General features: G+C 57.9%; 14 protein-coding genes. 7 read left to right on the plus strand and 7 right to left on the minus strand.

All coding sequences use genetic code 11. The features are described from left to right. Window position 1: 1 nt before the first annotated feature. From ASE04_RS29295 to ASE04_RS29305, 3 genes are all read right to left on the minus strand, one after another. Window positions 2-1,432 (minus strand): chemotaxis protein CheW, encoded by a 1,431-nt coding sequence (locus tag ASE04_RS29295; RefSeq protein ID WP_056826276.1) that lies wholly within the window; start codon window positions 1,430-1,432, stop codon window positions 2-4. A 4-nt stretch (window positions 1,433-1,436) separates the two neighbouring features. Then, complete coding sequence (locus ASE04_RS29300; RefSeq protein ID WP_056826277.1) at window positions 1,437-3,374, minus strand: methyl-accepting chemotaxis protein; 1,938 nt, start codon at window positions 3,372-3,374, stop codon at window positions 1,437-1,439. Window positions 3,375-3,606: 232 nt separating this feature from the next. Next, entirely contained in the window at window positions 3,607-3,966 is a 360-nt protein-coding gene (locus ASE04_RS29305) for a response regulator (RefSeq protein WP_056826279.1), read from the minus strand. A 468-nt stretch (window positions 3,967-4,434) separates the two neighbouring features. Here ASE04_RS29305 and ASE04_RS29310 point away from each other — a divergent pair, with 468 nt between their 5' ends. The 5 genes from ASE04_RS29310 to ASE04_RS32120 all read left to right on the plus strand — a co-directional run bounded on the left by ASE04_RS29310 (window position 4,435) and on the right by ASE04_RS32120 (window position 7,868). Further along, on the plus strand, window positions 4,435-4,812 hold the full coding sequence (locus tag ASE04_RS29310; RefSeq protein ID WP_056826281.1) for a response regulator: 378 nt from the start codon (window positions 4,435-4,437) through the stop codon (window positions 4,810-4,812). A 72-nt stretch (window positions 4,813-4,884) separates the two neighbouring features. After that, entirely contained in the window at window positions 4,885-5,244 is a 360-nt protein-coding gene (locus ASE04_RS29315) for a response regulator (RefSeq protein ID WP_056826283.1), read from the plus strand. Between the two features lie 607 nt (window positions 5,245-5,851). Beyond that, complete coding sequence (locus ASE04_RS29320; protein WP_244490513.1) at window positions 5,852-6,424, plus strand: alpha/beta fold hydrolase; 573 nt, start codon at window positions 5,852-5,854, stop codon at window positions 6,422-6,424. A gap of 335 nt (window positions 6,425-6,759) precedes the next feature. Beyond that, window positions 6,760-7,443, plus strand: a complete 684-nt coding sequence (locus ASE04_RS32115; protein WP_338012506.1) for a hypothetical protein — start codon at window positions 6,760-6,762, stop codon at window positions 7,441-7,443. Then, on the plus strand, window positions 7,440-7,868 hold the full coding sequence (locus ASE04_RS32120; RefSeq protein ID WP_338012507.1) for a hypothetical protein: 429 nt from the start codon (window positions 7,440-7,442) through the stop codon (window positions 7,866-7,868). Before ASE04_RS32115 ends, ASE04_RS32120 begins: the two co-directional genes overlap by 4 nt. A 1,672-nt stretch (window positions 7,869-9,540) precedes the next feature. Here ASE04_RS32120 and ASE04_RS29340 read toward each other — a convergent pair. From ASE04_RS29340 to ASE04_RS29350, 3 genes are all read right to left on the minus strand, one after another. Beyond that, window positions 9,541-10,350, minus strand: coding sequence for a mechanosensitive ion channel family protein (locus ASE04_RS29340; RefSeq protein ID WP_056826289.1), 810 nt, complete (start codon window positions 10,348-10,350; stop codon window positions 9,541-9,543). Window positions 10,351-10,646: 296 nt separating this feature from the next. Further along, window positions 10,647-11,924 carry a PQQ-dependent sugar dehydrogenase gene (locus ASE04_RS29345; protein ID WP_156408919.1) on the minus strand — a complete coding sequence of 426 codons (1,278 nt, stop codon included), beginning with the start codon at window positions 11,922-11,924 and terminating at the stop codon, window positions 10,647-10,649. Window positions 11,925-11,988: 64 nt separating this feature from the next. Next, entirely contained in the window at window positions 11,989-12,432 is a 444-nt protein-coding gene (locus ASE04_RS29350) for a DUF2231 domain-containing protein (protein ID WP_056826290.1), read from the minus strand. A 152-nt stretch (window positions 12,433-12,584) separates the two neighbouring features. Between ASE04_RS29350 and ASE04_RS29355 the strand changes: the two genes are divergently transcribed. Then, window positions 12,585-12,965, plus strand: a complete 381-nt coding sequence (locus ASE04_RS29355; protein ID WP_056826291.1) for a hypothetical protein — start codon at window positions 12,585-12,587, stop codon at window positions 12,963-12,965. Window positions 12,966-13,114: 149 nt separating this feature from the next. Here the strand turns inward: ASE04_RS29355 and ASE04_RS30910 are convergent, their stop codons facing one another. Further along, the gene (locus tag ASE04_RS30910; RefSeq protein ID WP_156408920.1) at window positions 13,115-13,261 is read right to left on the minus strand and encodes a hypothetical protein; all 147 of its coding nucleotides are present in this window, start codon (window positions 13,259-13,261) and stop codon (window positions 13,115-13,117) included. Between the two features lie 105 nt (window positions 13,262-13,366). Between ASE04_RS30910 and ASE04_RS29360 the strand changes: the two genes are divergently transcribed. Further along, on the plus strand, window positions 13,367-13,879 hold the full coding sequence (locus tag ASE04_RS29360) for a serine O-acetyltransferase (protein WP_056826465.1): 513 nt from the start codon (window positions 13,367-13,369) through the stop codon (window positions 13,877-13,879). Window positions 13,880-14,263: the final 384 nt, after the last annotated feature.

Below are 14,263 nucleotides of genomic sequence, written 5' to 3' on the forward strand. Positions count from 1 at the left end.
GTCAAATGCTGCCCGTCTTTTCCTCAATGTCGGCTTTGCCTTCAGTGATCGCGGCGACCACGTCCCGCTCTGCGTTGGTCAGAAGCTCCTGTGGGTCGACCAAAAGAACCATCCGGCCATCCGCCTCGATATGCGCGATCCGATCGAAAACATCTGTTTGGTCGGAAGAAAACTCGGGCGCTGCGGAGAGTGCCGAAGCAGGGAGGGCCTTGATCTCCGACACCGCGTCGACCACGAAGCCCGCCTGAAGTCGCCCGATTGTCACCACGATCGCGCGGGCTGCGCTAATTTGCGTTGAAACCGGGCTATCAAAGCGGCTTCGCTGATCGATCAATGGAATGGCTCTGCCGCGCAGGTTGATGACGCCTGCGACAAAGGAAGGCGCACCGGGCATCCGCGTGACATCGGTAGGCACTCTGATAACTTCGTCCACCGAGACGATGGGAAGACCGTAGGTTTCCTCGCCAAGCTGGAAGATGAGGAAATGCTCGACTGCATCGTCCGCGTCAGGCGCTGTTTCCATTGGTACGGCTCCTGTTTTCTCTTCGATGACCTTTGCGACTTCGTCGTGACCGAAAAGCTTTTCCGGCGACAGTATCGAGATCAGACGTCCGCCTTCCGCGACCCTGCCGATCGCCGCGATTTGCGCGTCGCCGCGGCCGCGCTGCAATATGGCGGGCACGGTATCGATGTCTTGCTCGGGCAGTCGAAGGATCACGTCCATCTCGCCGACGACAAGACCGATCAGGTCGCCCCCGTGTTCGACAACCACGATCCGTGTTTCAGCTGTCGATCTGTTGCTTTCCAGGCCCATTAACGACGCTAAAGAGATCAAAGGCCGGACACTGCCGCGCAATGATATAAGCCCTATCACTGATTCCTGTCCATTCGCCAAAACAGCGACCGCGTCCTGCATCATTGCGATTTCGCGCACACGCTCAAGAGGCAGCCCGCAGAGTTGCTCTGCGACGCGAAACGTTAAAAATGGTCGCAGCGTCACGTTCGTTCGGCTGCTCCTGTCACGTACCTCGGATGCCACCCGCCCGAGAGGCGTACGCCGCGCCGTCTTGAATGCGGCATCGACAAGACCATCCAAGCCATCGAGCGGTATGGCGGTTGTTTCGTCCGATAACTTGAGCACGTCATCGACAAGCAGACCGACCGCTCCACCCTGATCATAGACGATGACCTTGCCGTCGGAAGGAGAGGCGACCTCATCGCCGCTGATCAGCCGCCCCATCGACAGGATTGGCATCGGCCGGCCCCGTAGATTGGCGATGCCTATCAGAGCCGCGGGACCATTCGGGACCCGGGTGATGTGGCCAATTCTGACTACCTCCAGGACCCTGTCGGCGTCGATCTCGTGCTGCCGCTGCCCAACCTTGAACACGAGCCGACGTCGCAAGTCCGCCTTCAAGGGGGAGATTTCCATCGTGTCAGATTCCTGACACTTGGAGTTCGTCCGCCAAGGATGCGATTTCCTCTACCGCGGCTGCCAGGTCTTCCGCTCCACGAGACTGTTGTCGCGCCGCGGTGGCTGCTTGATCGGACGCGCTGCTCGCTTCCTGAGCGACAGAAGCGATTTGCTGCGTGCCTGCCTGGACCTGAGTGGCGGCAATGAGAATCGCCCGCGCAGCTTCCAGGATGGATGAACTTCCGCGAACCATCGCTTCTATGTCGGTTTCCGCCACGGAAAGAAGATCAACAATGAGCCTGCTCTTGGCTATCTCTGCCTCGGATGCGGCAATGGTTGTTTCCAGTTCGCGCTGGACGGCGGCGATCTGGATCTGGATCGCCCGCACGATATCCTTCACGCCATCGATATTTTCGGCCGCATCCTGGGCGAGTTTGCGGATATCGCTGGAGACGACGGAAAACCCGCGCCCCGCATCCCCGGCTCTGGCGGCTTCCACCGAACCGCTGACGGCCAACATGTTGGTTTGCACGGAGACAAGCACGATCCGGTCGACGGTCCGCTCAATCTTGAAGCCAATTTCGCCGAGAGAATTGAGGTCCGCCAACGCATCGCGGGTTTCCATCAGAGCGTCAGAAATGCCGGTCGCAATGCCCGTCAAAACCGCCTTGTTCTTCGCGAGCAGGGTCTTGACTTCTCGGGCGCGCTCGCTCGCATGTTCGGCACTTGATTGAGACTGAGAGGCGCTTTTTTCGATTTGCGCCATCGCCGCGTTGGCCTGCTGCGTGGCCGCGGCCTGGGCCTCAGCGCCCCGGCTTATCTGCTCGATGGCAATCAGGATTTCGCCGGCGGCGCCGGAAAGTTCCTGGACGGTCGCAGACAACTCCTCGGCGGCGGAACTCAACTCTTCCGCCCGCGAACCCCGGCTTCCCTCATTGATCAGATCGTCGGCAAGAGCAGCCAGCGCCTGAGCGGTCTTTTGGCTTTCCTCCAAAGCCGTACTCTGTTGCAGCACGGCGCGTTGCGCCTCGGTCGCCGCGGCGGACTGTTCTTCTGCGGCAGACGCAACAGTTTCGGCGCCCTTCTGCGCCTCCCGGGTCGCCACTTCCGCTTCGACAGCAGCGATGAGGATTGTCTGGGCGCTCTGCGAAAGCGCGGTCAGACCCGAACGGATCGCCTGCAGCTCTTGGGCGACCGCGCGTCCGGAAGCCGCTTGCTCGCGCGACTTAGCAGCCGAGGAGTTCATGCTGTCGGCGATCCGGCGCACGCCCTGAACGATCGTTTCTGCGTGCTGGTTGACATCACGCGAGCTGCGCTCGGCAATTTCGGCCAGCGAACGGACTTCGTCGGCGACAACGGCAAATCCTCGACCGTCGTCGCCCGCGCGGGCGGCCTCGATCGCCGCATTCAAGGCCAGCAAGTTAGTGCGATCGGATATATCAGCAACCGCAACCGTCGTCGCACCGATCGTCTCGGCCTGCGACTGCAGTTTTTCAACGACGGCAATCGAGGCGATCTGCCGCAAAGCATTGGTGTCGACGGCGGTGACTGACGTATCGATCTGGGCCGCGGCCTCAAATACCGACCCCTGAAGCTCCTCAGCGCGTGCGCGCGCGGCCTCGGCTTCGGAGCGGGCATCGCTAAACCTCGAAGACAAGTGCGTGGTCGCTGCGAGTGATTCATGCGCGGCACCCGCCGCTTCTTCCGCGCCGCTGGCGATCTGCTCGAGCGCGCGACGAAGTTCTTCGGCGGCCGCAGCCGCCTGGCCAACACCAGTCGACAACTCCTCTGTCGCCGCCCCGATCCGCTCGGCTGCCTTCTGCCGGCGAAGGCGCGAACGATCCTGAGAACGGCGCGACCCTAAAGAGGCGCCGACATCGCCATCTGCTGATGGTCCTGAAGCCGCCAGTTTATTCGTGGCCGGCTGTACGCCCAGTCGGGAGGTTTTTACCAGTGCCATGGATTGTCCGTTGTCTCTAGGCCGCAGATGCATGCTTGCAAAGGAGAGCGCAAGTACGCACAGGGCAGCTAACTCATTTGATTTTTATGACTTAAAAGGAAGAGCAAAGCAATGTCTCGTGCCCCGATTGGGTGTGAGTTGGCGTCTGTGATGAAGGCTTTTACTCCCGCGAATGAGCGGAAGTGAAAGCCTGCCAGTAAGCGGGAGTTTCGTAACGAAATGTCGGGTCCATTCAGCCGGCGGCAATGAGACGGCCCAGCATTTCCTCGAGCATCTCGGGCATGGTTGGCTTCGCCAGCCATGCCCCTTTCTCGAAGGCATACCTTACGGTCTCATCGACCTCCGCCCCGGAATATACAATGAAGGGCACACTCGCTTCCGCGAGCGCTTCGACGACATCGGTGCAGACTCCATCGTTTAGCCTCGGATCCACGACTGCGATCCGGGGTCGGTTGGACGCCAGCCATATCAATGCCTCGGCCCGCGTATCAAAAGAGATGACGGAGCAGGCTCCGTAGCCCTTAAGCATATCTTCCATGTCAAGCGCAATGAAAGGCTCATCTTCAAGGACAAGAACGGTTCCAAGGTTCATCGCGGCTGTTCTCCCTTCGATAACGCAAATCACGGCCTGCCTTAGCAAGGTACGTTATCGCGTCGGAAGCCGTTGCGTTTTTTAGTACGCTATCGAACGGAGACATTGGGCGCCGCCGCTCGGGAGGACCGCGGTTCAGGGAAAGAAAGTTGCTTGCGAGCGTGGCTTCGCGAGCATCTCTCGACCAAATACACCTCGCCAACGTGGTTGTCGAAAGCGTTAGGATATCGGAGAATTTGAGCCGCTCCGGCACAGGCCGAACCATACTAACGCACTCGGCAGAAATCAGAGCGTGTGGAGACCTTCAATTAGCTTGGCAGGGCCACCGGGACTGTCCTCACATACATGTATGGCCGGAAGACGATCGAGATGACACGACAATTCTCTCTTGGTCTTGAAATTGCTTGAAGGCACGCGAGATAGATTTGGAAGATTTATGGACCTCGGTGCCAACCTGGCGAGGATTGTATGCTTTTCACCAGTTTGCGAAAGCGGCGCGTTCTCGTGGTCGAAGACGACTACCTACAGGCAAGCGACATGGCTGCGGCCCTCGAGGTTCACGGCAGTTCGGTCGTGGGACCTTTCCCAAGTGTTGAAGACGGCATTCGCGCTGTGGACGACGGTATCGAAGCCGCCATACTCGATATTCGTCTTGATAACGATCTGGTCTACGCAGTCGCCGACGTTCTCAGGTCGCGTAACCTGCCGTTCATTTTCGTCACCGGGTATGACGACGTCGTACCAGATCGATTCCAACGTGTTAGGAGAGTCATGAAGCCATGCCGGCCGGATGCGGCCGTGTTGACGCTGGCGGTCGCCATTGCCGAGCATAGAACCTCCCATTAGAGAGGTATTTTGTCTTGGAACCGTATGGCCCCACGAATGTTCTCGCTGACGGGAACCAGGAAGTACATTGATATGAAAGCCAAGATACTTATCGTGGAGGACGAACCGCTGGTCCGTATGTTCGCCGTGGACTTGGCGCAGGATGCCGGGTTCGAGACGCTGGAAGCAGAGGATGCGGACAGCGCGCTCAAAATACTGGTAGCCGTTATCGACATCTGCATTGTCATGACCGATATCGACATGCCCGGCAGTATGAACGGCCTGAAGCTGGCAGAAGTAGTTCACGACCGATGGCCAAATGTCTCGATAGTCGTTGTCTCAGGCAAACAGCGTCCCGATGAAGCTGATCTCCCGCGTGATGCGGTTTTTTTCTCCAAGCCATACAGTGCGACGAGACTTGCCGACCAACTCATCAAGATGGCCCCGGCTTGAACCCTGGCCGCGGGGCCGTTTTGGGAAGGCCGGTAGCACCTCAACAATCGAAATGACCAACGGGTCGTGACGGAGTCACGCCGCGAATGCCGGCTCTTCAAACGCTTGTATAGCTGCGGCGGTTCGGAAATTTTCTCCCGGTTGATGTGGTTTGAGAAGTCCCAGGCACCCGTTTCTACGACGGCGTCTTCCTAATAAGAGACTCGTGAAACATCGCAGCCCCGGGCCAACAAGCGGCGCCAGTTTCACTGCTATCAACCAAGCATGTACACGAGGATGCATTCACATGAACTTGGGTGGCCGACCGACCGGCTTCCGTTAAAGGCGCTCGGGGAGCGATTCCTTGCAATCAGGCAGGGGTAAATTCCTCGTTTCCATCAAATCGCAGAGCGACAGCAAGGAGGAGTCTTCTCAAATCCGGCTCCTTGACAAGGATTTCTTCTTTGTTGGAAGCCAGCAAACCTGATGAGCCTTCAATGTTTCCGGCAGACGGTGACCAATTTTCGGTCTTCCGCGATCCAGCGGCCTCCGGTCGTGAGGCAGTCTACGCAACCCCGAAAGGGAACAAACTGTCGCCCACCCTGTTCGTGCAGAGAAGGAGTGTCCATTGCCTCATCTCGACACAGAAAGCCTCCGTATCGCATTCATCGAAACGGGTGCACAGCATGGTAACCCGGTGCTCTTTCTGCACGGATGGCCGGACGATGCGTCGACATGGGAGGCCGTTGTCTCCCGGCTGGCTAGCAACCGTCTAAGGATGGTCATCCCGACATTGCGGGGCTTCGGAGCGACAACGTTCAAATCTGAGGATTTGCCTCGCACGGCAAACAGCGCCGTTCTTGCAATGGATGCGATTGCTTTAATGGACGGCCTCGGCATCGAAAGATTTTCCGCGGTGGGTCATGATTGGGGATCGAACATCGCAGAAGCGCTGGCGATCGGCTGGCCTGAGCGTGTCGACAGAATTGCCCTCCTGTCCTCAATGCCACGCATGGGCGGTTTGCAGCTGCCGCCGTTCTCGCAGGCACAACGCTATTGGTATCATTGGTTCATGGCGACTAAGCGGGGGGCCGAAGCGATTGCGAAAGATCGCAATGGTTTTGCCCATTTGCACTGGCAAAACTGGGCACCGGACGGATGGTTCGACGAGGCGACCTTTGAGCGCGTGTCGCATCCTTGATAATCCGGACTGGGTCGCAGTCACGCTTCAGAGCTGTCGGGCACGCTGGGGCGAGGCCGAGTTCGATCCACGCAGTGCCTGGCTCGAGAACAGGGTGAGGGAAACGAAAAGCCTTTCGTTGCCCGCAATTTATTTCCAGGGCAGGGAGGATGGGGTCAACCCTCCCGAGATATCGGAGGACCTCCATGAGAAGTTTTCGGGACCGTTCGAGCGCATCCTACTTCAAAATGTGGGCCACTTTCCGCAGCGCGAGGATCCCGATGCGGTCGCCAGAGAACTTTCGGTCTTTCTGAAAGCATAGTGCCGGGAACATTTCGCGAGGATCGAGCTTTGATGTGGATCACTCGCCGAAAGGATTTCTCGTGGCCCAAGCATTTCCAGTCCACTACTCAGCCGATGTCGAAGAGCATCAACCAGACGAGCAGAAGACGATCCGCGAACTGAACGAAACGTTCGACGTCATCCTCGGGAAAACTTCCACGGACTACGGTCACGCTGTCCGCGCGGTGCATGCGAAAGCCCATGGGATCCTGAAAACTACTTTTACGGTGCATGCCGGCCTTGCTCTGGAACTCGCGCTGGGTGTTTTTGCTCAGCCAGGCGCATACGACGCCCATCTCAGGATTTCGACCAATGCCGGCGACATTTTGCCGGACGCCGTGTCGCTTCCGCGCGGGGTCGCTCTCAAGGTTGTTGGCGTTGCGGGTGAGCGCCTGCCGGGCGCCCAGGGAGACACGCAGGACTTCATAATGGTCAACGGGCCGATTTTCCAGGCGAAAACGGCGGAGAAATTTCTGGGCAGCCTTAAAATGCTTGCCAAAACAACGGACAGGATGGAGGGAACGAAGAAGGCAATGTCCACCGTCCCGCAAGGTGTCAATACCGCACTCGAAACCGTGGGAGTGTCAAGCACAACGGTTCAGTCCATGGGCGGCGCACCAATGTCGATCCGCTCGGCGAAACCTATTTCAGCGTCACGCCGTTTCGATACGGCGACTATATCGCCAAGTTCAGGTTGAGGCCAGTTTCGGCAGACCTGACACAGCTGACCGGCAAACAGATTGACGCCGGCGACCGCGAGGATGCGATCCGCGAAGCGCTCCAAGCTGGGATGTCGCATCTAACCTGCGAGTGGGAGTTTCAAGTTCAGCTTTGTCGTGATCTCGACAAGCAGCCCGTTGAGGATCCGACTGTCGAGTGGAAGGAAGTCGACGCGCCATTCGTACCAGTGGCGACCCTCCGTGCCGAACCTCAGAATAGCTGGGATCCAGAACAGGTCCAAAGGGTCGACGAAGAGATGCGTTTCAGCATATGGACAGGGATTGAAGCGCACCGTCCGCTCGGAAACATCAATCGCGCCCGCAAGGCAACCTACGAGCACTCGGCGGCATTTCGCGAGCAATTCAATGGCTGTCCGATTCACGAGCCGTGCGCCACCGTCTAGCTCGGCCCCTCTTGCGCATCAGGAAGAGGCGCCGGAAGTGAGTTTAGGCCTGCTCCGTCGCAACGGGCGCCGCGATGGCTGAACTCTCGCTACCGTCTGAAACCCGCGAGGAAACCTATCCGACGGCTCGCGCGGGCGTGCCCTCAAATCGACTAACTGGCGCAATGTTCTGGGAGTGTCTCGATGTTGGTACGCGATGACTGGTACCGACGTCACGCTCTCGCCCAAGGTATGCGGAGCGCAGTCATATCGAGTTCCCTCTTCGAGACGCACAAAGCACTAGGAGACGGATGCGCCCGCACTCATCCGCCTATATGGAGGAACCGTAGACATGACCAGAGCGCCGGACCTGACTGGAAAAACGATCCTGGTGGTGGAGGACGACTACTACGTCGCGTCGGATACGGCCGCCGCCCTTCGGGCGCGGGAGCAGTCGTCCTCGGGCCGTCTCCGACTGCAGAGGACGCATTCCGTCTTCTTGAGGATGAGACGCCGACAGCCGCCGTACTTGACCTTAATCTGGGAGCTGGCGGCCCGCAGTTCGGATTGCGCACCGTCTCGTCGAGCTCGGGATACCGTTTCTTTTCTTCACCGGATATGATCCGGATGTCATCCCGGAGGAGCTGGAAAATATCGAACGCCTTCAAAAGCCGGTCGCGCTGCGAGAAGTGGTGGAGGCGGTCAGCAGACTTCAATCTTAGAAATGACCTCTGTAGGCACCTAACCCCTCCTGAACCGATCGGCGAGCTAAGCGACGATCTCGCTCATCTGCAGGTCGAGCGCGGCGCTGCATCCGCGCACGCGTATAGGCTATTTCATGTTCGAGGGATCCGCATCACAGGCCGGTAATCGATTTCCGCCGTCCCCTGGCTTGGCCGTCCTTCGCGGCTCCCGGCGTTAAGGTCGTCTCTTCCGTCGTCTCCGGCGCGGTAAAGCCAGCCGACATAGAGGCGAATGTGGCCATTTCAACGCTGCCATACCTGCGACCTTCTGGTCAGACCTACGGGAGCAGGGATTGGTTCACGTTGAAGTTCTCCTGCCAAAGTGCCGCCGGGACGCAGTTCCTAGGCGGGGGCTCTAGCCTTGTCGCGGCTGGCACGTGCCGACATTGAGTTGCTTCGTGCCAGTTATCCGAAATGGACGGCGGCTCGCGATAACAATGTATACCGAGAGCGCGATCGAGAGTGTGGGCACTCGCCGCGGGGGCTCGTAGATTTCGCCCAAACACCCAGAAGCTTCTGTCGGAAACCGTACAAACCAAACAGCCGCTTATGCATCGCTGTATTTAGCCTATCCTAATATGCCTAAATGGGTATGTTGATATACCGAACTGGAGGAGCGCTATGACAGAGCACGTGGAGCCGGCAGTTGCCAAGGAGGCGTCGATACGGGTTTGGGGAGTCCGAGATTTCTGTAAACGAAACCATGTCGAGAAGGCAGAGGAAGTTCGGCTTCTGAAGCTTTTTAGGCGCTTCGCGACGCCGGCGGAGCTCATTCACAATGTTAGCCGCAAGCCGCGATGGAGATAGAAAATGGACACCGCGCGCCAATTGCCGACGACCTGCGATAACGTCCGAGGACACCAAAACGGTCAACACCTTGCGGATGTCGCCTGCGGCCGCCGTTGTGGATACTGTGGGCGAAACGGCCGACTGACCCGATCGCCGATCACCTACTTGAGAGCGATGCCCTTAGCAGACAGCCCATCCTTCAACCTGTCGATCATATCGTAACGTGTCTCGGACCATTGTGTGGTTCGCGCCCAATATTGCAACGTGAGAACTGTCTTGTCTGCAGTCAGGTCATTTGAGAAAACGCGCGGCTGGGGTTGTTTTTGCACGCGTTCATCAGCCGCTACGATTGAGAGTATTTCCTTCTTGACCGCATTGGCATCCGTATCGTTGCCAATGGCGACAGAAAGTTCCTGCCGGCGATTGGACTCGCGGCTGTGATTGGTAATTGGCGTGTTCCAAAGGGTGGAGTTTGGTGCCATGAGATACAAGCCGTCGGCAGTCTTCATCTCCGTGGCAAACAGGCCGATCTCTACGATGAAGCCTTTCACGCTGCCCGTCTCGATATATTCGCCGACCCTCAGCGGCCGCAGGACGAGAAGCATGATGCCGGCCGCGATATTTTGGAGCGTGCCTTGGAGTGCCAATCCAACCGCCAGGCCAGCGGCACCGAGCGCGGCGATAATGGATGCGGTCTGGACGCCAAACTGCCCAAGTACGGTGACAAAGACCAGAACAAGGAGTCCGTAGTGCAGTACGTTTTCGAAAAACCTCGCCAACGTTTCATCGATTCCGTGGATACGGGATATGCCCTGATAAGCCCATCTGCTGATGATTCCAGATAGCATCCAACCGCCAACAAGCAGAAGAAGGGCTCCAACGATGGAGAAACCGTACTGAACGGCAAGAGCAGTGGCTTGAGTAAACGCCGTGCGGGTGGCGACAATGATGTTGGCGGCGGGTGTTTCCATGAACCTGGCCCTCAGTGTTTGTAAATTGTGGAAGGGAACCCACTAAGACGCGACCCGGTTCCACTGTTTCCGCTGTACCCCAAAACCGCATCGATCAGATGGACGGGAGCGATGATTTCGAAGTCTTGAATGATGTGATGGCCCGGCGGTTCCGGGAACCGCAGGCGCCTAGTGGACTCTATGAACGAACCGGAGCAACGGTCGCCACTCCCTTCGCATCCTTTTTTTGCCGCGCGCAGTGCAACCCGCCTGAGCTCGTCATCGTCACAGGCTCCCCTTCGCCAGGAGTTATCCGTTCATTGGGCAGCTATCCGCCATATCGTATTGCCGACATCATCGGCAACCAACAGCGCCCCCTTGCTATCAACGCCCACACCAACTGGGCGGCCTCGCGCTTGGCTTTGATCGTCGAGAAAGCCGGTCACCACGTCTTGCGGCGATCCGTTCGGCTTTCCATCGGTAAATGGCACGAACACGACCTTGTAGCCATTGAAGGAATGCCTGTTCCAGCTTCCATGCTCACCTACGAACGCGCCGCCTCGATAGGGCTGGGGCAGATTGTCGGCGTTGTAGAACGTCATGCCAAGCGGCGCCACGTGCGAACTCAGCGCATAATCGGGAACGATCGCTTTTTCGACCAGATCTGGACGCTGCGGCATCACTCGCGGATCGAGATTTTGCCCGTAATAACTGTAGGGCCAGCCATAGAAGCCACCCTCCTTTACCGATGTAATGTAATCGGGCACCAGGTTCGGGCCCAGCTCATCGCGTTCATTCACAACCGTCCAAAGCGCCTTTGTCTGCGGCTCCAAGCTTAGTCCATTTGGGTTGCGCAGACCGGCCGCGAAAATCCGGTGGCGACCAGTTTGACGTTCGACTTCCCAAATCGCTGCGCGGTTCTCCTCCGCTTCGATACCATTCTCCGTTATGTTGCTGTTGGAGCCGACCCCGACATAAAGGACGTTTCCGTCCTCGCTTGCGACTAGGCTCTTCGTCCAGTGGTGGTCGATCGGTCCGCCGGGCAACTCGGTAAGAACGGTCCCGGGTTCAGTCATCCTGGTAGCACCCGTGCGATAGGGATAACGAACGATGGCATCGGTGTTGGCAACATAAAGATCGCTTCCAACTAGAACCACCCCGAAGGGCGAATTCAGATGATCGAGAAACACCTCCCTTGTCTCAGCGACGCCGTCTCCATCGGCGTCCCTCAGCAACGTAATACGATTGCTGGCCTTACCTCCACCTCCGCCGCCACCTGTCGCGAGGGCCTGTATCCATCCCACGATCAGATCTTTCGGCCGGGTGATAGGCTCCCCCTCTGGCGCTGTGGATTCCACCGCGAGAACGTCGCCGTTGGGAAGAGTATAAACGGAACGCGGATGGGACAGCCCGGTAGCCAAGGCCTGGATCTTGAGTCCCGCCGCGACCTTTGGTGTCTCGCCATCTTTCCACCCGACCACCTTTGCGACGTTCATCGGCGGCACGAAGTACGAGGCCTGCGCCGGAAGCTTCGGATTGGGTCCGATCTCCGCCGGATCGGGCTCTTTGTCGCTACATCCCGCGAGCGCCAACATGCCGGCACTCGCGAACAGAAACGCCGTAACAGGGCGGCGTGGCCGCGACAGAAGTAACAACATACTACCATCCTCCTGCGGTGAGGCGCTGAACGCGAGCTCCGAGCGCTGCAACAATCAGCGCCAGCGCGACAGTGACTATCGAGAGCGCCAATCCGAGAGGCATCACTGACGTCCAAGCGTCGCGGCTGTGAACGAGCGAGTTGAAAATCGCGGCGACAAGCACGAGGAGTCCGCCAACGACATAGACCCGCCCGGCCGCGGTTCTCAAGGCAAGAAGGCCTCTCGCCGCATCGATCGCCCCAGCGGCAAACCCGACCGCACCGAGCACGACGCCCGCAAGCAGAAGCCAAGCGGAGAAATTAGTCCACATCATCTGCATCGTTTGCCAATAGGCGATATCCGTCAATAGGGCGCCAGTGAAGCACGCGGCGGCGAAATGAAGGGGTATCGAGCGGAGAGGAGATTTGAAAGCCTGCGGCACGGGTGGAGAGACGACATTGGTCATGGCATTATCCCGAAGAGACTGGCAACTCGCTAGTCAACTGGTAATCTTGCGGATTGTTCCCGCCACAGCCACGTTCGACGAAATAGGTCTGCCATTTGCTTTCGCCCTTACCGCACTACTTTTAACGGCGGAAACAATGGAGGAAGTAACCAGTGCGTAAGCCGATCATATTTCTTACGTTTGCCATGTTCGTTATGCCGGCAGCAGCGATAGCGCAGTCACCGGAACTCGAGGATACTTGCAGATCCGTTGCCAAGAGTTTTTTCATGACCGACCAGCTAGCCATCGGCACAGTGCAATCCTTCCCGGAATTGAAGCCGCCGGGTGTTCGCATGTCCTACTCGACGAGGCAGGGAACGGCGCCTGCCGAGATGACCGATATATTTGAATGCGAGTTCGATAAGTCAGACAAGCCACACAACTTGGCCCGCTTCTGCGCTTCAAGCACATGCTATGCGCCGAGCGTTGACGACGCCGAGCGCAAACGCCGCTTCGAGGAAATGCGCATTCTTCTCAGCCGCGCTGAAAAATAAGAGCGCAACTTTTCGCCAGCCGCGGCGGTGGTCGGCAAATGATCTGCGCTTAACTCAGTCATCCTGCTTCGCGCTTGCAAGCTACCGAGCGCCGGGCGGGCGGCCTTTCTATTCTGTCCAACTGTGCCACCATGCGGTTCGCTGCCATGCTAGAAAGCTCGGTCGAGGATTGCGGTCGGTTCAGCGTAGCCGCCGGGGCTGTCGTGCCGCTCGCGTAGACCGATGCCTCCCGTTCTATCGTTCAGGTGGAACGATGCGACGCGCTCGCTCATCTGCAGCGGACTGATTTCAGCCATTTGTAGAACTGGACAGTTCCATCGTTTTCCGCACGCTAAGTGGCCAGCCGTTATCGCGCGGAGAGCCTGCGTCGATCTGTTTGGTGATCTATGAACGGAGAGGCTGTGTTCGACAATATTCGTGCCGACCTTCGTGCCTACGGGGGAAACTGGACCAAGCAAGGCTTCTGGGTGATGGTCGTCTATAGATTCGGAAGATGGAGATATGGGATTCGTCCGTCTCTGTTTCGAAAAGCCTTCTCGCTGGCATATAAGGTGATGTTCAGGGCGATCCAGGTGCTTACAGGGATCGAGTTGCCTTGCGAAGCCCCTGTTGGGAGAAATCTCCTGATGGATCACTTCGGCGGCATCGTCATCAGCGGTTATGCGCGTATTGGCGATGATTGTCGGATAGGAAATGGGGTTGTTATCGGCATACGAAACGCCGGAGAGCTCGGCGCTCCGACGATCGGTAACAACGTGGACATAAGCGCCGGTGCCGTCATCCTCGGCGACATCCGCATCGGAAACCACGTCATGATAGGGGCCAACACCGTTGTGCTAACCGACGTGCCCGCCTGGTCTACCGCCATCGGAGTACCCGCGATAATTACATCGAGGAGAACTCCCACTGAGTGAGTTGCTTCATCAAGAGCCAATCCCATAAGGAAATATGTCATGGGGGAGCTTTCCCGTCTCCCTCATGCTGTTCCGAATGGCAGTATTGGGCTGGATAGTCAGGGCCGCAGGTTCGCGCCACTCGATTGTGTACCTTTAGTAGTTTCCAACACTCAGCATCAATGCATTCCGCACGCTGTTGCGGCGCGACGTTTTCAGGATAACAAAGTTGGTCTCTACCTTGCGGCGGCTCCGAACGGGAACACTGGAAGGATTCTGCCAAGGGTTGAGTTGGTGGGGCTTCGCTAATCCTTGCATTGGGGATTCCGGATCTTTGAAAAAACAGACAGAAGCTAACGAATTCAAACGCGATTACCGATCCGAGCTATGCGGTGAACCTCTAAA

It is taken from the genome of Rhizobium sp. Root708 (assembly GCF_001429725.1).
In the GTDB taxonomy this organism is placed as follows: Bacteria; Pseudomonadota; Alphaproteobacteria; order Rhizobiales; family Rhizobiaceae; genus Rhizobium.